The organism is Achromobacter sp., assembly GCF_050285565.1.
Taxonomy (GTDB): Bacteria; Pseudomonadota; Gammaproteobacteria; order Burkholderiales; family Burkholderiaceae_B; genus Achromobacter.
Map to the genome: position 1 here is coordinate 365823 of NZ_JBLZXG010000002.1, position 19824 is coordinate 385646.

The following is a 19824-nucleotide window of genomic DNA, read 5'->3' on the forward strand; positions in this document are numbered from 1 at the left end:
CGCCCGGAGCCGCGATCATGCCAGCCACGCGTTCTCGTTCTGCGATCTGCCCGCGGCAGCGGGGCAGCATGACGGTGGCCATCGTTTTCGCGGTCATCGTCGGCCTGGTGCTGCTGGGCGTGGCCCAGTTGGGCTATGCCTATTACATGAAACGCGAAATGCAGAAGGCGTCGGACCTGGCGGCGCTGTCGGCGGTGCAGGTGCTGGGCCTGGGCGCGCCCGCCGATTGCAGCCGCGCCCAGGCCGCCGGGCAGGCCGCGGTGCTGGCCAACGTGCCCAATATCCTGGACACCTTCAGCGCCGGCGACGTGACGGTCGCGTGCAAGGTCTGGGACACCTCGCGCGCCGACGCGAGCGGCATGTATGTGTTCGATCCGGCCAGCGGACAGGCGCCGAACGCGCTGCGCGTCACCCTGACCAAGACCTTGAAAAGCCTGCTGCCGGACTTCATCACGGGCGGCACGCCGGTGCAGACCGTTGCGGTCGCGGCCAATACCCGGCCGGTGGCGGTGTTCACCGTCGGTTCGCGCCTGCTGCGCCTGCAGAAGGGCGGACTGTTGTCGCAACTGTTGGCCACCGTCGGCGCCACGCCGGCGCAGTTGGATGTGCTCGATGCCGCCGGCCTGGCGAGCGTCAACATCACGCCGTCCGGCCTGCTCGAAGCGCTGGGTCTGCCGGTGTCGGTGGCCACCGGCGTGGGCACGCCGGCGCAGTTGGCCGCGCTCAACAACCTGACGCTGGGGCAGTTGTTGCAGGCCACGCTGACGGTCATGAACAAGTCCGGCGACACCGCCGGCGCCAGTCTCGGGCTGCTGACCAATGCCATCAACGTAGTGCTGAACGTGATGCCGGTGAACCTGCCGGTCAAGCTGTTCGGCGACGGCGGCGTGCTCGACCTGAACGTGACCGGCGGCGATGTCGACTCGGCGCTGCGGGCCGACGTCAACGCGCTCAACGTGCTGGAAACCGCGCTGGTCATCGCCAACGGCCAGAACCTGGTGAACCTGGGCCTGAACGTGCCGCTGCTGGGCGTGCAGTCGCAGGTGCGCATCGTCGAGCCGCCCTCGATCGGCGTGGGCGGCGTCGGCGCGCAGGCCAGCAGCGCCGGCATCCGCGTCTACCTGCGCGCCAACACCAGCAACATCCCGCTGGTCGGGCCGCTGCTGGCCAGCACGCTGGGCACCCGGATCGACCTGCCCGTCATCATCGACGTGGCGCAGTCCACCGGCACCGTATCCCGGCTGTGCCAGGTGCCGCTGACCGAGTCCCAGGCCACCATCGACGTCACCTCGTCCGTCGCCAGCATCTGCCTGGGGCGCTTTCCCGGCATGGCGTCCGCCGTCGACAACGTGCAGGCCAATTTCCTGTCGATCACCAATAGCTGCCAGCCCGCTTCGTTCGCGGCGATCCAGCGCTACCAGGTGCTCAACGTGCTCGGCATCCTGCCGCTGACCAGCAAGGTCACGCTGCCGATCTTCAATTCGGCCGCGCCCGTGTCGGTCACGCTGACCGAACCGCCGTCGCCCAATTCCAGCGCCACCGTCAACGCCACTTCGGTCAACCTGGCGGCGCTGGCCTCGAACCTGGCCGACGCCGTGGTCGGCGGCATCCTGGGCGACCTGATCGGCACCGGCACGCCGCTGACCCCGGAGCAGCGCACGTCGCTGGCCACCACCCTGGTGGGCGGTGGCGGCAGCAATGCCGGCAAATCCATTTCGCAGGTGGTCAACGACATGCAGTGGTCTTCCACGGCGCTCAATCAGTTGGGCCAGCGCATGGCCACCGGCGGCCTGACCGGGGTGCTGGGCGGCACGCTGCAACTGGTGGGCAATATCCTCAATTCGCTGCTGCTGGCGCCGCTGAGCGACCTGACCTGCGCGCTGGCGATCACGCCCGACGCCATCCGCCAGTGCCGTGTCAACGCCGTTTCCTCGCTGGCGCTGAGCGGCGGCAACCAGGTCGGCGGCGTGCTGTCGATCGTGGTGACACTGTTGCAGCCGCTGCTGGGCATGCTGTCGACCGTGTTGCAGCAGTTGTTGGACCTGCTTGGCCTGAGCATCGGCCAAACCGATGTATCGCTGCTGTCGGTGGACTGCGGCAAGCCCCGTCTGGTGTACTGATGATGAAGCTCTTGAGTCCTGCCCAACCCTGGCCGGCGCGGTGGTCGCCATGACCCGGAAATTCGCGCGCGAAGAATTCGACGTCTACGTCTGGGAGGGCACCTCCGACATCGCCAGCCGCGCCGAGCGCTGCCTGGCCGGCATGGACGTCTCGCTGGTGCGGGCCGATGCCGGCACCGCCTTTCCGCCGCCGCGCGACCCGTCGCGGCCGGCCGTGGCGCTGGTTTCGGTCTCGGTCATGGGCGACAACCGCTTCAGCGGCTACGACTGGCTCTCGGCGCAGGCCATGCCGGTGATCTGGGTGGCGGCCGAGGCCCGCGGCCGCGATCCGCGCTATTACCCGCCGGAGTATTCGTACACGCTGCCGCTGGCTTTCACCACCTCGGACCTGCGCAAGCTGCTGTTCGAGCTGCTGGGCACCCTGGATCAGTTCAATCGCAACGCGCCGCGCCGCGAGCAGCCGCTGATCGCGGTGTCCGAACCGATGCGGGCGCTGCTGGCCGAGGCCGAGATGTTCGCCGACTGCCGCAGCAACGTGCTGATCCACGGCGAGACCGGCGTCGGCAAGGAGCGCATCGCGCGCCTGCTGCACGACCGCGCCGCCTGGTCGGACGGGCCGTTCGTGGCGGTCAATTGCGGCGCGATTCCCGAAGGCCTGTTCGAAGCGCACTTCTTCGGCCATGCCAAAGGCGCGTTCACTGGCGCGGTGGGGGCGCACAAGGGCTACTTCGAGCAGGCCGATGGCGGCACGCTGTTTCTGGATGAGATCGGCGACCTGCCGCTGTACCAGCAGGTCAAGCTGCTGCGGGTACTGGAACAGAGCGCGGTCACGCGGCTGGGCTCGACCGTCGAGGTGCCCGTGGATTTCCGCCTGGTGGCCGCCACCAACAAGGATCTGCGGGTGCTGGTGGGCCAGGACGAGTTCCGCGCCGATCTCTATTACCGGCTGGCGGTGATCGAGCTGCGCATCCCCAACCTGGAGCAGCGCGGCCCCGAGGAAAAGGCGGCGCTCTTTCGCGCCCTGCTGGAACGGCTCGGCGCCGAGGGCGAGCCGCCGGATTGGCTGCTAGAGCGGGTGGCGCGCACCCGCTACGCCGGCAACGTGCGCGAACTGTCCAACGTGGCCGAGCGCGTGGCGATCGTGCGGCGCCAGTTCCAGGCCTGGGATGCGCCGCGCATCGAACGCATCTTCGACCAACTGGCCGCGCCGCTGGCCGGGCCCGGCGCGCGCGGCGGCACGGCCAGCAGCCAGTGCGAACCGCCGGTTTTCACCGACGCCGAGCGCGCCGAGCGGGCGCGCATCCTGGCGGCGCTCGATGTCAATGGCTGGCGCCGTCAGGACACCGCCAACACGCTCGGCATCAGTCGCAAGGTGCTGTGGGAAAAGATGCGCAAACTGCACCTGGGCGGGGGCCAGGGCGAGACCGCCGATGGCATCGTGGAGGCCTCGTGACGGGGCCGCGCGCGGCCTCGGCCGGGCGCAATAGGGAATGGCCCTTAGCCCGCGACAAGGGGGCCGTGAACGATGCCCGCGCGACAGCCGCGAGCGCAATAAATTGCTATAGTTCCGCAACGATTTTTTTGGGGAAGGCATGAACGTCCACTTTATCCGTGCCGCCGCGCGCATGGCGCTGTTGGGTACGGCCCTGTCCGGCCTGGCGGCCTGCGCCAGCGCGCAATCCGAACCCCCGCGTCCCACGGTGCAGCAGGTCGAGGACAAGCAGGCCGCGTCCACGCCGGTGACTCCGCCCGCGCCGGCGCCCGCCGCGCGTCCGGCCTCCACGGTGGCCGAGTTGCAGGGGTTGATCCAGAACCGCCAGGTATCGGAGCTGCGCACGAGCTACAACGGCACGTACGGCGCCAGCCTGTTGTTCAAGCCGGACGATCTGACCTACTACGTGGCCCTGTTCCAGCAGAAGGATTTCTGGCGGGTGCTCAAGACCAAGTCGGACAAGCAGGCCGAGGCCACCTATCGCGCCTTCGTGGCCCAGTCGGCCGACCTGGCCGAAGTGGATATCAAGCGCATCAAGCTGCAGGCCGAATACGCCCATGCCGAAAAGCTGCTGGCCACCCGCAGCGCCGAACTGAGCACGCTGCAGGCCGACCGCAGCCTGCGCCTGCAACAGGAAGAGCAGGTCGCCGCGCGCCAGGAACAATCGCGCCAGGAAGCCACCGCGCTGGCCGACCAGCAGAAGGACGTGCGCCAGCAACTGCGTGACCTGCAACGCCAGATCGACGCCTTGCAGGCGCAACAGGCGCAGGTCGGCCAGGCGCCGGCCACGCCCAAGCGCGGCAAGTAAGCGCGGCAAGTCAGCGCGGCGGGCGACGCCGGGGCGGGCCTGCGGGCCCGCTTGTCATTGGGCGCCGCCACGGCCGCCGGTGTGGCGCAAACGCCGCCGACCGGCCGGGAATGCGCCGAAATCCCTGATCCCGGCAGGGCGCCGGACCCGAGCCGCGCGCTTTCTTGTATTCTGGGCGTTGGTCCCCATATCAATCCCATGGCTCTCAAAGTTTTCGACCTCCAGTGCGAGCACGGCCACATCTTCGAAGGCTGGTTCGGTTCGCACGAAGACTATGACGCGCAACAGGCGCGTGGCCTGGTGTCGTGCCCGGTCTGCGGCTCGGCCAGCATCACCAAGCGCCTGTCGGCCCCGCGCCTGAACGTGGCGCACCTGCACGCGCCGGCGGCGCCGTCGGCCGGCGCCAGCGACGCCGAAAAGATGGCGGCGCTGCAGGCGGTGGTCATGCGCCAGGTGCGGGCGCTGCTGCGCAATACCGAGAACGTCGGCGCGCGCTTCGCCGAGGAAGCGCGCCGCATCCACGAAGGCGAGGCGGACGACCGCCCGATCCGCGGCACCGCGACGCCCGAAGAGCGTCAAGCCCTGGCCGAGGAGGGCATCGACGTGATGGCGGTGCCCGACTTCCTGGACGACGAGCGGCTGCAGTGACGCCGCTGCCGCCGCCGCGGCCAAAAAAAAGCGCCAGACCCCGAAGGGCTGGCGCTTTTTCGTACCCGAGGCCGGATCAGTTGTTGACGCGGCTGCGGTATTCGTTGGTACGCGTGTCGATTTCGATCTTGTCGCCGATGGCGCAGAACAGCGGCACGTTCAGTTCGTAGCCGGTGTTGATCTTGGCGGGCTTGGTCACCTTGCCCGACGTGTCGCCACGGACGGCCGGTTCGGTGTAGGTGATTTCGCGCACGATGGTCGTGGGCAGTTCCACCGAGATGGCGCGGCCGTCGTAGAAGACCACTTCCACGGGCATCGCTTCTTCCAGGTAGTTCAGGGCGTCGCCCATGCTTTCGGCTTCGATTTCGTACTGGTTGTACTCTTCGTCCATGAAGACGTACATCGGGTCGCCGAAGTAGGAGTAGGTGCACTCCTTGCGATCCAGTTGGACGACTTCGAACTTTTCGTCGGCCTTGTAGACCGATTCGCTGGCCGAGGCGGTCAAGAGGTTCTTGAACTTCAGCTTGACGACGGCGGCGTTACGGCCGGACTTGTTGTATTCGGCCTTCTGGACCACGAGGGGATCCTTGCCGACCATGACCACGTTGCCGACTCGCAATTCCTGAGCGGTTTTCATCGATAAAACTCCGGGGGGAAAGGGTGCACTCGCCGTGCTTGCAGAAAGCCGCATAAGGCGCCTGGCGAGAGGCCGCAAGGCCCGTCGCCATCAGCCTGAAGATGCGTGCAGACTCCGCGTCAGCGGGCCGGCACATGCGGCTTCATGCACACCCCGGGAGGCGTCATAGTTGAAGCGCCGACAATCCCAGGCGCTTCAGAAAACTCTCTATTCTAGCGTTTCTTGGCCAACTCTGCGCAAAAACCAGCCAGATTCTCGGCCAGGTCGGGCCGGGCGGCCTGCGCCGCGTCCCAGTCGCGCGCCGCCTGCCGCCACGCCTGCCAGGGGCCGGGCGCCAGGGCGGCCGAGAGCGCGGCCCCGGCGGCATCGGCCGCGTCCGGCTGGTTCCAGGCGCGGATGAGGTCGGCCGCGTGCGCCGGGGCCGGATAGCGCGCCAGCCAGGCGTCGAGCTTTTCCAGGTGGATGTTCCCGTCCTGGGGGTAGATCTGCCAGACCAGCGGCCGCGCCGCCCAAGCCGCGCGCACGAAGGAGTCCTCGCCGCGCACGAAGTTCAGGTCGGCGCACCACAGGACGCGGTCGAAGTCGGGCTGGGCCACGAAGGGCAGGCGTGCCACGGCCGGGCCGCCGGGCAGGGCGCAGGCCGCTTCCAGGCCGGGGGCCACGCCTTCGGGCGCCAGCAGCAGCGCGCGGTGTGGGGCGGCCGCCAGTGCCCGCGCCAGGGCGTCGACCGGGGCGCTTGGATAGCAAAACAGGGACACAGTGAGGCCGCCGTTGCGGCGAAGCGACAACAGCGCGTCCGCCACGCCCAGGTCGCGCAGGAATGCCTCCTGCGCGGCGCGATCAGCCTGGAAGGCATCGCGCTCGGCCGACAGGCCCGGTTCGCGCAGCAGACCGCCGGTGGCCGGCGTGAAGCCGGGGAAAAAGAAATGCTTCACCAGCCCGTCGGGCCGCTGCGACGGCAGGCCGTGGCAACTTTCCACCCAGGCTTCGGCGCTCAGGTATTCCAGGTTGATCCAGGCCGGATGGCGCTGGCGCATGCTGTCCAGGAAGACCTCGGGCGGATCGCAGGCGAAGGCCTCGATCACCACGTCGCGCGCGGCCAGGTCCGGGCCGGGCGGGGCCGACCAGCGCACGATGTCCACGCCCTGGCAGATCTGGCGCGCCGCGCCGGGGGCGATGCCGGGCTGGATGCGCGCGAAGCTGGCCAGATCGTCGACCCACAGGCGCACCTCCCAGCCATGGCCGTGCGCCAGCCGCCGCGCCAGGCGCCAGCAGACGCCGATGTCGCCGTAGTTGTCGACCACGCGGCAGAAAAGATCCGCTCGCATCGGCGCGGCTCAGTGGAACTTGGCGGGCGCGGCCTCGGCGTCCTCGGGCAGCTCGGCATGCACCAGTTCGCCCAGCGGATTGGGGAAGTAGGGCGCGCCGCAATCTTCGCAGTATTCCGGCGGCAGCACGCCGGGGATGCGGCGCACGTCGTTCACGCCATATTCCTTGAGCAAGGCCGCGATCTCGTCGACCACGTCGGGCTGACCCTCGTCGGCCGGCACGTCATCCTCGCGGCCATACAACGGCCAGACGCAGCCGTAGTAGACGTCGTTGCTGTTGCGCGCGGTGAAGCCGACGCGATATTCGTCGACCCGGCTTTCGCCGCAGCCGGCCACCACGGCGCGCAATTGCGAGGCCTCGAGGCTGACCGCGCCTTCGAGCCAACTGATGGCGGCGCGCAGCGACAGCGGCCGCACGCGGCGGTCGGCCTCGCGGTTGCTGACGTAGTAGGCGTCGGGCAGCAGCGCTTCGAAGCCGCAGCCCGGCAGCAGGCCGGCCAGCGTCGGCTGGGCCTGCGCGGCCCACTGCGCCAGGCAGGCGTCGCGGCTGGCCTCGGCGTCGCCGATCTGCTCCTGCCAGCGGAACACGGGCGCGAATTCGGGCACCGCCACGGCCGCCACGACGTAGCGCGTATCGGCCAGCATGTTGGCGGTTTCGACTTCGGTGTTCAGCGCCGGCTTGGTGGTTTCGGCGCCCAGCGCCTGCGAGCCCAGCCGTTGCAGCCATTGCCAGGTTTCGGCGAACGTGCGCGGCATCTGGTCGACGCTGACCAGGTGCGGCATCAGCGCGCTGCGGGCCTGGCTCGACAGCACATGGCCATGCAGTTGCGCCAGCAGCGCCTGCTGGGCGGCGGCCGGAACCGGGCCGGTGGGAATCGCGTAGCGGGTCCAGGCGACGATCGGGGCGACGATCAGCAGGACGTCGTAGCGTACGCCGTTCTTGTCGATCTTCATCGACTCGGACAGCGTCTCGGCCTGCTCGATCAGGATTTCATAGGCGCCCACGTCGCCCTGGGCGAGATGGTCCAGCGCGGCTTCCAGCGGGGCATCCTGGCCTGCCTTGAGCAGTTTCGGAATGGCTTCGCCAAGCTGATTCTCCCAGTACACGTCTTCGACGCGGCTGCCCGAGCGGTTGAGCGATTGGGCGAGCGTGATCAGGCGGGTGGCGTCACGGGTCAAGCGGGGAGCGGATTGGCTGCGGGATCGGGCCATAACTTCGGAGGACGTCCAGTAAGTGTGCAACAGCGTAGTTTAACGCCCGCCACGATCGTGGGCGCCGCCGTGTCCTGGCGCCCGCGGTTCGCGCTGGGCGGGGGGCGCTCCTGGCGCCGTATCGGCCCCGGATTGGTGCTGATCTGGCAACAGATCATCCCTTCGCGGTGGCTTTATTGCCGATTGGATTCAGACGAAAATGATCCCATCATCACGCTTTCCGGAGTCATCGCCATGCGCTGGCCTACGCTTTTCGTTTCCCACGGTTCTCCCATGCTGGCCGTCGAACCCGGTTCGACCGGCCCCGCGCTGGCCGCCTGGAGCCGGTCGCTCGGCCGCAAGCCGCGCGCCATCCTGGTGGTATCACCGCACTGGATGGGCCACGGTTTGGCCCTGTCCACCCGCGAGCAGCAGGTGGCCTGGCACGACTTCGGCGGCTTTCCGCCCGAGCTCTACACCTTGCAGTACGCCGCGCCCGGCTCGCCCGAGCTGGCGGCGCGCACGCAGGCCCTGCTGGCCGAGGCCGGCATCGGCGCCGAGCGCGACCCGCGCCGGCCGCTGGACCATGGCGCCTGGGTGCCGTTGCGCTACCTGTATCCCGAGGTCGACGTGCCGGTGGTGCAACTGTCGCTGGACATGGGCCGCGATGCCGCCGGCCAGTTGGCGCTGGGCCGCGCCCTGGCGCCGCTGCGCGACGAGGACGTGCTGATCATCGGTTCGGGGTCGCTGACGCACAATCTGCGCGACGTGCGCATGCCGCAGGACGCGCCGCCGGCGCCCTACGTGCCGGCGTTCCAGGCGTGGTATGCCGAGCACCTGGCGGCCCACGACGTGCCGGCGCTGCTCGATTGGCGCGCACGGGCGCCGGGCGCGGCGCAGGCCCATCCGCATGACGACCACTTGATGCCCCTGTACGTGGCACTGGGCGCCGGCGGTGGCCAGGCCACCCGGCTGACGGACGAGATCTCGTACGGCGCGCTGGCGATGGACGCGTATGCGTTTGATTGACGCCTGTTGACGCTGGTCACCGCGGCCAACGTTTGGTTACCCGATGCGGTTCCAAACGCCGGATCGTCTATGCATAATGGCAGCCGCCCGCATCGCGGGCGTTGCCTTGTTCTGGACGCATGCCGGCGGCCGCCGGCCGGGAGTGTAGAAATCGTGAATGCGCACATCGTGAAATCCGCCTGCCTGGCCCTGGTCACCGCCACGTTGGCGGCGGCCTCGTCGGCCTGGGCCGAAGACGTCGAGGGCTCGCGCGACCATCCCGCCCTGACCCGCTTCGAGGGCGCCGAAATCCGTGCCTACGAGCACAAGGACTACGACGAGGCCCTCATGCCCGACCGGCCGATTCCCAAGGAAGCCGAAGCCAAGGGCCTGGAACTCGAAGGCAAGCTGACCCGCATCTCCTACCGCATCGACGGCAAGAAGTCGGCGCTGGAGGTCTATCGCAATTACCAGGCCGCGCTGCAGGCCGGCGGCTTCAAGCCCCTGTTCGAATGCAAGAACGACGAGCAGTGCGGCGGCGACTTCCAGTCGTTCGTGCTGAACGGCGGCAAGGTGCGCCAGCCCGGCCAGGGCGACGCCGCGTTCGGCGGCAAGTATTACGCCGTGCTCGCCAAGAAGGAAGCCCCCGCCGGCGACATCTACGTGTTCCTGGACGTGATGGAAGATGGTTCCAACCACATCACGCCGGTGTTCCAGCAGGTGCTGGAGACCAAGGCGATGCAGACCGGCCAGGTCAAGGTGCTGGACATGGCCGCCATGCGCAAATCGCTGGCCGAATCGGGCCGCGTCGCGGTCTACGGCGTGTACTTCGATACCGACAAGGCCGAGGTCAAGCCCGAATCCAAGGCCGCTCTCGACGAGATGGGCAAGCTGCTCAACGGCAGTCCGAATCTGAAGGTCTACGTGGTCGGCCATACCGACAACCAGGGCACGCTGGCCGGCAACCTGGAACTGTCGCAGAAGCGCGCCGATGCCGTGGTCAAGGCGCTGGAGGCGGACTACAAGATCCCGGCGGCGCGCCTGTCGGCGCGCGGCGTGGCCTCGCTGGCGCCGGTGGCGGCCAATGATGCCGAGGCGGGCCGCGCCCGCAATCGTCGGGTCGAGCTGGTCGCGCAATGACGCGGCGGGCCTGACGCGCGCCGCGCTGGCAGGCGGCGCGACGCCATGAAAAAGCCCCTGGAACCGCAAGGTTCCAGGGGCTTTGCCTTTGCGGCGGGCGCGTTACGCGGCCAGCAGCTGGCGCAGCACGAAGGGCAGGATGCCGCCGTGCTGGTAGTAGTCGACCTCGATCGGGGTGTCGATGCGCAGCAGCAGCGTCACGTCCTGCTTCGAACCATCCTTGCGGGTGATCGTCAGCGTCACGTCCTGCATCGGCTTGATGCCGTTTTCCAGACCCGAGATGTCGTAGGTTTCCTCGCCGGTGATGCCCAGCGACTGCACGCTGTCGCCGCCCTTGAACTGCAACGGCAGCACGCCCATGCCCACCAGGTTGCTGCGGTGGATGCGTTCGAAGCTGCGCGCGATGACGGCCTTCACGCCCAGCAGTTGGGTGCCCTTGGCGGCCCAGTCGCGCGACGAGCCGGTGCCGTATTCTTCGCCGCCGAACACCACGGTGGGCGTGCCGGCCGCCACGTACTTCATGGCCGCGTCGTAGATCGACATCTGTTCGCCGGTCGGCTGGAACAGGGTTTCGCCGCCTTCGAAGCGGCTGCCGTCCGGACGCGCCGGGATCATCAGGTTCTTGATGCGCACGTTGGCGAAGGTGCCGCGCATCATGATTTCATGGTTGCCGCGGCGCGAGCCGTAGCTGTTGAAATCTGCCTTCATGACGCCGTGTTCCTTGAGCCACTTGCCCGCCGGCGAGGTTTCCTTGATGGAGCCGGCCGGCGAGATGTGGTCGGTGGTGACCGAGTCGCCGAACACGCCCAGCGCGCGCGCGTTCTTGACCGTCGGCATCGCGCCCGGGGTCATGGCGAAATCCTGGAAGAAGGGCGGTTCGGCGATGTAGGTGGATTCGGGCCAGTTGTAGGTATCGCCCTTGACGCCCTTGATGTTCTCCCACAGCTTGCCGGGGTTGCTCTTGACCTGGCCGTAGTTGGCCTCGAAGGCCTTGGGATCCAGCGCGTACTTGAGCAGCGACTCGACTTCCTCGGTGGTCGGCCAGATGTCGCCGAGCCAGATGTCGCCGTTCTTGCCGCGGCCGACCGGTTCGGTCATCAGGTCGCGCGTCACGGTGCCGGCCAGGGCGTAGGCCACCACCAGCGGCGGCGAGGCCAGGAAGTTGGCCTTGATGTTCGGGTGGATGCGCGCCTCGAAGTTGCGGTTGCCGGACAGCACCGCCGAGCACACCAGGTCGTTGCTGGTGATGACGTCGTTCAGGTCGGGCGTCAGGTCGCCGGCGTTGCCGATGCAGGTGGTGCAGCCGTAGGCGGCCACGTCGAAGCCCAGCTTCTCCAGGTAGGGCAGCAGGCCGGTCTTGGTCAGGTACTCGGTGACCACGCGCGAGCCGGGGGCCAGCGAGGTCTTGATGTGCTTGGGCACCTTCAGGCCGGCCTCCACCGCCTTCTTGGCCAGCAGGCCGGCGGCCAGCAGCACGCTGGGGTTGGAGGTGTTGGTGCACGAGGTGATGGCGGCGATCAGGATGTCGCCGTTCTTGACCTTGGTGCCGGTGCTGGTGGTGAAGGTCTGCTCCAGCTTCTCGGCCGGCTGGTTGAAGCCGTTTTCGGCGACCGGCTTGGAGAACAGGTCGATGAAGGTGTTCTTGACGTTGCCGATCTCGATGCGGTCCTGGGGGCGCTTGGGGCCGGCCAGCGAGGGCGCCACGGTGGCCAGGTCCAGCGTCAGCAGCTTGGTGTAGTTGATGTCCTTGGCGGCGGGCACGCCGAACATGTTCTGGGCCTTGAAGTAGGCCTCGAACGCGGCGATTTCTTCCTCGGTGCGGCCGGTGCCGCGGAAGTAGTCGATGGTGCGGCCGTCGACCGGGAAAAAGCCCATGGTGGCGCCGTATTCGGGCGCCATGTTGCCGATGGTGGCGCGTTCGGCCACCGACAGGCTGGCCGTGCCCTCGCCACAGAACTCGACGAACTTGCCCACCACTTTTTCACGGCGCAGCATTTCGGTGATGGTCAGCACCAGGTCGGTGGCGGTGACGCCACCGCGCAGCTTGCCCTTGAGCTCCACGCCGACCACATCGGGGGTCAGGAAGTACACCGGTTGGCCCAGCATGCCGGCCTCGGCTTCGATGCCGCCCACGCCCCAGCCGACCACGCCGATGCCGTTGATCATGGTGGTGTGGCTGTCGGTGCCCACCAGCGAGTCGGGATAGTAGATGTTGTTCTTCTTGTCCTGGTGCACGCCGCGCGCCAGGTATTCCAGGTTGACCTGGTGGACGATGCCGAAGCCCGGGGGCACCACGCCGAAGGTGTCGAAGGCCTGCATGCCCCACTTCATGAACTGGTAGCGCTCCTGGTTGCGCTTGAATTCCAGCTTCATGTTCAGGTCGAGCGCGTTCTTGGTGCCGAAGTAGTCGATCATGACCGAGTGATCCACCACCAGGTCCACCGGCACCAGCGGCTCGATGCTCTTGGGGCTCTTGCCCATCTTGTCGGCCACCGAGCGCATCGCGGCGATGTCGGCCAGCAGGGGCACGCCGGTGAAGTCCTGCAGCACCACGCGCGCCACCACGAAGGGGATTTCATCTTCGCGCTTGGCGTTGGCCTGCCAGTGGGCGAGCTGGCGCACGTGTTCCTCGGTGACCTTCTTGCCGTCGCAGTTGCGCAGCACGGATTCCAGCACGATGCGGATGGACACCGGCAGCCGCTGCACGTCCACGCCCAGGGCCTGGCCCAGCGCCGGCAGCGAGTAGTACTGACAGGACTTGTTGCCGATCTTGAAATTCTTCAGTGTGTCGAGGGTGTTGTGCGGCATGATGGACTCCGTGGTTTGGCCCGCGTGAAGCCGGCATTTTCAGGCGTTTCCGCGCGTTTGTCATTCGGGACGACAGCGGCGCGGGCGGGATTCATGTCTTATATCTTATATAAGACCTAGGGGGCGCGTCAAAGTTCCGGCCCGCGCCCGGCGGCGGTTGCGCGGCGGCCGCGCAAACCCCTACTGTGGCGCACGCGTGCCGTCCCTGCAAGTCCCCTTTTTTAACAAGCAATTCCTACTCCCGCATGGCGGCCCGGCGCGCATGGGCCCGTCGCGCGGCGGCCTTCAGGCCAGCAGCGCCGGCAGTTCCGCCGCCGCGAAATCCAGGAAGCGGCGCAAGGCCAGCGGCGCGCCGCGGCGGGCCGGCATGACCGCGTAGATGCGGGCTGGCGCGCTGCGCCAGGCGGGCAGCAGTTGCGCCAGGTCGCCTTTGGCCAGGGCGCCAGCGCACAGATAGTGCGGCAGCAGCGCCACGCCCAGGCCGGCGCGGGCCATTTCGCGCAGCGCCGCCAGGTTGCTGCTGAGGCAGCGCGGACGGAATTCGACCGATTCGGCCTCGCCCGTCGGGCCAGTGAAGTGCCAGCTTTGCGGACTGTCCTGGGTGGCGTGCGCCAGCAGCGGCAGCGTGTTCAGTTCGCGCGGATGGCGCGGCGCGCCGCGCGCCAGGGCGGGGGCGGCCACCAGGATCTGCGGCATCGGCGCCAGTTCGCGCGCCACCAGCCGCGAGTCGGTAAGCGAGGCGCCCTGGGCGCGGAAGGCCAGATCGTAGCCTTCGCCCACCAGGTCGATGATCTGGTCGCGGGTGTCCAGCACCACGCGCACGCCCGGGTGCTGCAGGCAGAAGCGCGCCACCAGTTCACCCAGCAGGGTCACGGCCAGGGCCGACGGTGCGCTCATGCGCAACAGGCCGCTGGGCGTGTCGCCCATCGCCGCCGCCAGGTCGAAGGCGCTGCGCGCCTCGCGTGCCATCGCCAACGCGTGTACGTAGATCTGTTCGCCCATGGGGGTGAGCGAGACCCGCCGGGTGTTGCGCTGGAGCAACCGCAGGCCCAGGCGCGCCTCCAGCTCGGCCACGCGCCGGCTGAGCTTGGAGCGCTGCATGTTGAGCACGCGGGCGGCGGCCGAAAAGCCGCCTTTTTCCACCACTTCGGTGAAAAGCAGCAGATCGTCCAGATGATGGATATAGGAATGCATGGGCGGTTTGGGGAGGATTGTCCTGATAATCAGGACAATTATTCCTGAAATTGGCGTCTACTGTGCCGCGCGCGGAACGCATAAGCTCTGCGCCACTCAAAAAAAACCCGGCAGCACCGCTTTGACCATCCGCCTCAGCCCCCCCGTGGGCAGACCCCTTGAGCCCGCGGGCGATACCTGTTCCCTGCGGCATTTCCGGCACACCGATTTTGCCCAGGGCATGTCGCCTCTGGTCATGGCCGAGCACTTCATCATGAGCGGCCCGGCGTTCGCGCCCCATCCGCATGCCGGCATGTCGGCCGTGACGCTGTTGCTGGAGGACACCCGCGGCGTCCTGCGCAGCCGCGACACGCTGCGCAACGACCACGAGCTCCGGGCCGGCGATCTGCTCTGGACCATGGCCGGACGCGGCATCGTCCACGACCAGCAGCCGGTGGGTCAGGCGCGCCTGCATGGCGTGCGGCTGTACGTCAACCTGCCGCAGCGGCTCAAGACATTGACGCCGACGGTGGCGTTGCTGCGCGCCTGGGAAATGCCACTGCTGCAGAGCGACGCCGGCCGGGTGCGGGTCGTCTCGGGCCGCTACGACGGTTGGGAAGCGCCGCTGGCCACGCCCGAGCCGCTGCTGATCCTGGACGGCTGGCTGCGGCCGGGGGCGTCGCGCCTGGTGCCGTTGCCGGGCGGCTGGAATGCCTGGCTGTATGCGGTGCAAGGAGAAATGGGGGTGCGCGCCCGGCACGAGACCACGCTGCCGCCGCGCGCGCCGGCGGCGGTCTCGCCGGCCGTGCCGGTGGCGCGGTTCCGCCCGGCTGGCCGGGGCGCGGCCGCCGGCAAGCGCGCCGCCGATCCCGATTTCGCCATCCTGCCGCCCGGCGTGGCGCTGGCGGCCTCGGCGGACCGGGAGGGGGTATTGCAGTTGCTGGCGGCCGGGGCGCCCGTCCATTTCGTCCTGGTGGCCGGGCCCGCCATCGACGAGCCGGTGATCCAGCGCGGCCCCTTTGTGATGGCGGACTCGCGGGCCTTGGCCCAGGCCGTGGCGGCCTACGACGCGGGGGAGTTTGGCGTGCTGCGCGAAGAGGCCGTGCTGCCGGGTTGAGGGCGGCGCGGCGGGGAAGGGGACGCGGTTGTGGCGCGATGACAACAAAGTGGCGTTCTATATAAGGGACGCAATGAGAATGATTCTGCTTTATTTAGAATCGAGTCCGCACGATCTCAATCATTCCCCTTGGTGAACAGGCGCGGTCAGGCCGGCCCGCTACGGCCTGACGGTCGAGCGAGTGGCAAGCGCTGCGAGCGCCAAGCCGTCTGGCGCGTGACCCCACCGGGATTTTTGCGATTTCCAGCTTCTCGCGAAGCGCCCGCCTACGACCTTCCGACATGAAAATCCGAACGCTCGCCTACGTGGTTGCGGCCTTGCCGTACACCGTCCTCGTCCACGCCCAATCCGCCGCGCCCGCCACTGGCGGCGCCGTCGTCTCGATGGAGGCGATCAAGGTCGAGGCCAGCGCCGACGCCTCCGCCGGCGGCCTGGCCCAGCCCTACGCGGGGGGCCAGGTAGCCCGTGGCGGCCGCGTCGGCGTGCTGGGCACGCAGGACATCATGAGCACGCCGTTCAGCATCACCAGCTATACCAACGAGCTGATCCAGGACAAGCAGGCGCGCAGCGTCGGCGACGTGCTGCAGAACGACGCGGGCGTGCGCGTGGCGCGCGGCTTCGGCAACTTCCAGGAATCGTATTTCATCCGCGGCTTCATTCTGAGTTCCGACGACGTCGCCTACAACGGGCTGTACAGCCTGTTGCCGCGCCAGTACATCGCCACCGAACTGTTCGAGCGGGTGGAAGTGCTGCGCGGCGCCTCGGCCTTTCTGACCGGCGCCTCGCCCGGCGGCGACGGCATCGGCGGGGCCATCAACCTGGTGCCCAAGCGCGCGCCCAACGAGCCGCTCACCCGCTTGACCACCGGCGTTGCCAGCGGCGGCCAGTTCTCGGTCTCGACCGACATCGCGCGCCGCTTCGGCCCGGGCGACAGCACCGGCATCCGCCTGAACGTGGCCAACCGCAGCGGCGACACGGCCATCGACGACGAACATTCGCGCACCAGCCTGGTGTCGCTGGGCCTGGACTGGCGCTCGGCCGACACGCGCCTGTCGGCCGATATCGGCTGGCAGGAGAACAAGCTCAAGCGCGCGCGGCCCAACGTTACGTTGCGCGGCGTGACCAGCGTGCCTGACGCGCCGGATGCCAGTTCCAACTATGCGCAGCCGTGGTCATACTCGAACGAACGCGACGTGTTCGGCACCGTGCGCGCCGAGCACGACTTCAGCGACAAGCTGACCGGCTGGGCGGCTTATGGCTTACGCCGGAGTGACGAGGCGAATTCACTGGGTAACGTGACCGTAACGAATGGGCGTAGCGGCGATGGCAGCTTTATGCGTTTCGACAATACGCGCAAGGATTCAGTAGATACCGGGGAATTCGGTCTTCGCGCGAAACTGCGCACGGGCGCTATCGGCCACGAAATCGTTGCGTCTGCTTCGTTTTTCCAGCTCAAGAAAAAGAACGCTTACGACTATGCTCAGAGCTTGGCAACCAACATTTACCACCCGATCTCCTACGATCTGCCGAGCTTTGGCTCCACTTTGAGTAATGGCGGGGATTTGGATTCTCCTCTGTTGACCGGGCGCGTGCGAATTAGTAGTTATGCCCTCGGCGACACGCTGTCATTCCTGGACGACAAGGTGCTGCTGACGCTGGGCATCCGCCACCAGCGCCTGTCGCAGAGGGACTACTTCTATAACACCGGCAAGGAACAAGGCGCCTACGACGCCAGCCGCAACTCGCCCGCCGCTGGCATCGTCTTCAAGGTGACGCCGAGCGTGTCGCTGTACGCCAACTACATCGAGGCCCTGGTGGCCGGCGAGACCGCGCCGCAGACCGCCAACGGCAAGCCCGTGGCCAACGCCGGCCAGAGCCTGCAGCCGTACGTCTCCAAGCAGAAGGAAATCGGCGTCAAGTACGACGGCGGCGGCCTGGGCGCGGGCCTGGCGCTGTTCTCCACCGACAAGCCGCGCGCGGCCTACAACGCCAGCAACGCGTTCACCGCCTCCGGCAAGGACCGCCACCAGGGCGTCGAACTGACCGTGTTCGGCGAACCGGTCAGGAGCGTGCGCGTGCTGGGCGGCCTGACCTTCCTGGATGCCAAGCAGCGGTCCACCGGCAATGCCAGCATCGACGGCAACCGCGTCATCGGCGTGCCGCGCTTTCAGGCCAACCTGGGCGCGGAATGGGACATTCCCGGCGTGCGGGGCCTGGCGGTGGACGGCCGCGTGGTCTACACCGGCGCGTCCTACGCGGATGACGCCAACACCCTCAAAGTGCCGGGCTGGACCCGCTTCGATGCCGGCGTGCGCTACATGATGGACGTTGACGGCCACGTGGTGACGTTGCGCGCCCGCGTCGAGAACATCGCCAACCGCAACTACTGGTCGTCGGTGGGGGGCTACCCGGGCAACGGCTACCTGGTGCTGGGCGGCCCGCGCACCTTCCTGCTGAGCGCCAGCATGGACTTCTGAGCGCCCGAAGCGCCCGCCGCGAGGCGGGCGCCGCGCAGGCAAACGCACAACGCCCCGCCGGTTTCGCCGGCGGGGCGTTGTCTTGGCGCGGCGGGGTTGGCGGCGCGGCGCTAGGTCATCAGCCAGCCGCCCGCCACGTCCAGCACCTGCCCGGTCACGAAGCGCGCCTGGTCGGAGGCGAAGAACAGGCAAGCGTCGGCCACTTCCTCGGGCGTGCCCAGCCGGCGCAGCGCGGTCACTTCGGCCACGGCGTCGTTGATTGCCTTGGGCACGCTTTTCAGCAGCGGGGTACTGATGCGCCCCGGCGCCAGGCCGTTGACGGTGATGCCGTGCTCGCCCAATTCCGCGGCCCAGTGGCGCGTCAGGCCCAGCAGCGCGGCCTTGGTGGCGGCATAGTGCGCGGCGACGATGTCGCAATAGGCCTTGCCCGCCACCGACGACATGTTGATCACGCGCCCTTGGCGCTGGCGCACCATGTGCGGCGTGGCCAGGCGGGTCATGTAGAACACGCTGTTCAGGTTGACCGCCACCACCTTGTCCCATTCGCCCGGCGTCATTTCCCACACCTTCAGCGCGCGGCCATCGGTCTTGGGCGAGATGCCGACGTTGTTGACCAGGATGGTGGCCGGGCCCAGGTCGCGGGTGATGCGGTCGTAGGCGGCCTGGCACTGGTCGAAGTGCGCCACGTCGGCGTGCACGAAGCTGACGGCATGGCCGCGCTTTTTCAGTTCCTTCTCGTAGGCCTGGCCGCCCTGCGAATTGAAGTCGATCAGCCCGACCCTGCCGCCTTCGGCCAGGAAGCCCTCGACGATGGCCGAGCCGATGCCGCCGACCGCGCCGGTGACGATGATGACCTGATCCTGGAAGCGCGCGCTCATGTCCGCACCTGCAACATGATCTTGCCGATGTGCTTGCTGCTTTCCATCAGCGCATGGGCCTGGGCCGCCTGCGCCAGCGGGAACACCTGATGGATCAGCGGCAGGCAGCGCCCCTGTTCCATCAACGGCAGCACCTGGTCGGCCAGCGCCTGGGCGATGGCGCCCTTGTCCTCGTCCGAGCGCGGCCGCAGGGTGGAGCCGGTGAAGGACAAGCGCTTGGTCATGATGGGCAGCGCGTCGATCTCGGCCTTGCTGCCCTCCAGAAAGGCGATCTGCACCAGCCGGCCATTGACCGCCAGCAGGCGCAGGTTCTTGTTGATGTAGGCGCCGCCGACCATGTCCAGGATCACATCCACGCCCTGGCCGCCCGTGGCCTGGCGGATCTCGCTCTCGTAGTCGGTGTCGCGGTAGACCACGGCGTGGTGGGCGCCGGCCTTCAGGCAGGCCGCGGCCTTGTCCTGGTTGCCCACGGTGGTCCAGACCTCGGCGCCGAAGGCGCGCGCCAGTTGGATGGCGGTCAGGCCGATGCCGCTGGAGCCGCCGTGCACCAGGAACTTTTCGCCGGCCGCCAGGCGGGCGCGCTCGAACACGTTGGTCCAGACAGTGAAGTAGTTCTCCGGGATGGCGGCGGCCGACAGCAGGTCCAGCCCGCGCGGCACCGGCAGGCAATGGCGCTCGTCGGCCAGGCAGTACTGGGCGTAGCCGCCGCCGGGCGTCAGCGCGCAGACCCGATCCCCCACGCGCCATTGCGTGGCGTCGGGGCCGACGGCGATGACGGTGCCCGCCACCTCCAGCCCCAGATAGGGCGAGGCGCCGGGCGGCGGCGGATACGAGCCCGAGCGTTGCAGCACGTCGGGGCGGTTGACGCCGGCGTAGGCGACCTCGATCAGCACCTGGCGGCCGGCGGGGGCGGCCATCTCGCGTTCGGCCAGGCGCAGGCAATCGGGCGCGCCGCCCGTGCCGTGGTCGATGAATGTGCAGCGTAGAGACATGAATGCG

15 protein-coding genes are annotated in these 19824 nt (G+C 68.2%); 8 read left to right on the forward strand and 7 right to left on the reverse strand.

Annotated features, from left to right (window positions below; translation table 11 throughout):
- Positions 1-68: 68 nt before the first annotated feature.
- From ACN6O8_RS04730 to ACN6O8_RS04745, 4 genes are all read left to right on the forward strand, one after another.
- Positions 69-2120, forward strand: a complete 2052-nt coding sequence (locus tag ACN6O8_RS04730) for a pilus assembly protein TadG-related protein (RefSeq protein ID WP_427989900.1) — start codon at positions 69-71, stop codon at positions 2118-2120.
- A gap of 49 nt (positions 2121-2169) precedes the next feature.
- Entirely contained in the window at positions 2170-3573 is a 1404-nt protein-coding gene (locus ACN6O8_RS04735) for a sigma 54-interacting transcriptional regulator (protein ID WP_427989901.1), read from the forward strand.
- A gap of 139 nt (positions 3574-3712) precedes the next feature.
- The gene (locus ACN6O8_RS04740) at positions 3713-4420 is read left to right on the forward strand and encodes a DUF2968 domain-containing protein (protein WP_427989902.1); all 708 of its coding nucleotides are present in this window, start codon (positions 3713-3715) and stop codon (positions 4418-4420) included.
- Positions 4421-4618: 198 nt separating this feature from the next.
- Entirely contained in the window at positions 4619-5068 is a 450-nt protein-coding gene (locus ACN6O8_RS04745; protein ID WP_427989903.1) for a DUF1178 family protein, read from the forward strand.
- Between the two features lie 76 nt (positions 5069-5144).
- Here the strand turns inward: ACN6O8_RS04745 and efp are convergent, their stop codons facing one another.
- From efp to ACN6O8_RS04760, 3 genes are all read right to left on the reverse strand, one after another.
- Positions 5145-5705 carry an elongation factor P gene (gene efp / locus ACN6O8_RS04750; protein ID WP_006220534.1) on the reverse strand — a complete coding sequence of 187 codons (561 nt, stop codon included), beginning with the start codon at positions 5703-5705 and terminating at the stop codon, positions 5145-5147.
- Positions 5706-5917: 212 nt separating this feature from the next.
- Positions 5918-7033, reverse strand: coding sequence for an elongation factor P maturation arginine rhamnosyltransferase EarP (earP, locus tag ACN6O8_RS04755; RefSeq protein ID WP_427989904.1), 1116 nt, complete (start codon positions 7031-7033; stop codon positions 5918-5920).
- A gap of 9 nt (positions 7034-7042) precedes the next feature.
- Positions 7043-8245, reverse strand: a complete 1203-nt coding sequence (locus ACN6O8_RS04760) for a DUF2863 family protein (RefSeq protein ID WP_427989905.1) — start codon at positions 8243-8245, stop codon at positions 7043-7045.
- A 234-nt stretch (positions 8246-8479) separates the two neighbouring features.
- Here ACN6O8_RS04760 and ACN6O8_RS04765 point away from each other — a divergent pair, with 234 nt between their 5' ends.
- The gene (locus ACN6O8_RS04765) at positions 8480-9253 is read left to right on the forward strand and encodes a DODA-type extradiol aromatic ring-opening family dioxygenase (RefSeq protein WP_427989906.1); all 774 of its coding nucleotides are present in this window, start codon (positions 8480-8482) and stop codon (positions 9251-9253) included.
- A gap of 153 nt (positions 9254-9406) precedes the next feature.
- A complete protein-coding gene (locus ACN6O8_RS04770) occupies positions 9407-10372 on the forward strand; it encodes a DUF4892 domain-containing protein (RefSeq protein WP_427989907.1) in 966 nt (321 codons plus the stop codon).
- Positions 10373-10474: 102 nt separating this feature from the next.
- Here ACN6O8_RS04770 and acnA read toward each other — a convergent pair whose 3' ends face one another.
- On the reverse strand, positions 10475-13180 hold the full coding sequence (gene acnA, locus ACN6O8_RS04775; RefSeq protein ID WP_427989908.1) for an aconitate hydratase AcnA: 2706 nt from the start codon (positions 13178-13180) through the stop codon (positions 10475-10477).
- A gap of 285 nt (positions 13181-13465) precedes the next feature.
- Positions 13466-14374, reverse strand: a complete 909-nt coding sequence (locus ACN6O8_RS04780; RefSeq protein WP_427989909.1) for a LysR substrate-binding domain-containing protein — start codon at positions 14372-14374, stop codon at positions 13466-13468.
- Between the two features lie 220 nt (positions 14375-14594).
- On the opposite strand from ACN6O8_RS04780, the gene ACN6O8_RS04785 reads away from it, so the two are divergent.
- On the forward strand, positions 14595-15470 hold the full coding sequence (locus tag ACN6O8_RS04785) for a pirin family protein (protein ID WP_427989910.1): 876 nt from the start codon (positions 14595-14597) through the stop codon (positions 15468-15470).
- Positions 15471-15751: 281 nt separating this feature from the next.
- Positions 15752-17947 carry a TonB-dependent receptor gene (locus tag ACN6O8_RS04790; protein ID WP_427989911.1) on the forward strand — a complete coding sequence of 732 codons (2196 nt, stop codon included), beginning with the start codon at positions 15752-15754 and terminating at the stop codon, positions 17945-17947.
- A 110-nt stretch (positions 17948-18057) separates the two neighbouring features.
- Here ACN6O8_RS04790 and ACN6O8_RS04795 read toward each other — a convergent pair whose 3' ends face one another.
- Both ACN6O8_RS04795 and ACN6O8_RS04800 read right to left on the reverse strand, forming a co-directional pair.
- Positions 18058-18825 (reverse strand): SDR family oxidoreductase, encoded by a 768-nt coding sequence (locus ACN6O8_RS04795; RefSeq protein WP_427989912.1) that lies wholly within the window; start codon positions 18823-18825, stop codon positions 18058-18060.
- A complete protein-coding gene (locus ACN6O8_RS04800) occupies positions 18822-19817 on the reverse strand; it encodes an NAD(P)H-quinone oxidoreductase (RefSeq protein WP_427989913.1) in 996 nt (331 codons plus the stop codon). The genes ACN6O8_RS04795 and ACN6O8_RS04800 overlap by 4 nt, the downstream gene beginning before the upstream one ends.
- Positions 19818-19824: the final 7 nt, after the last annotated feature.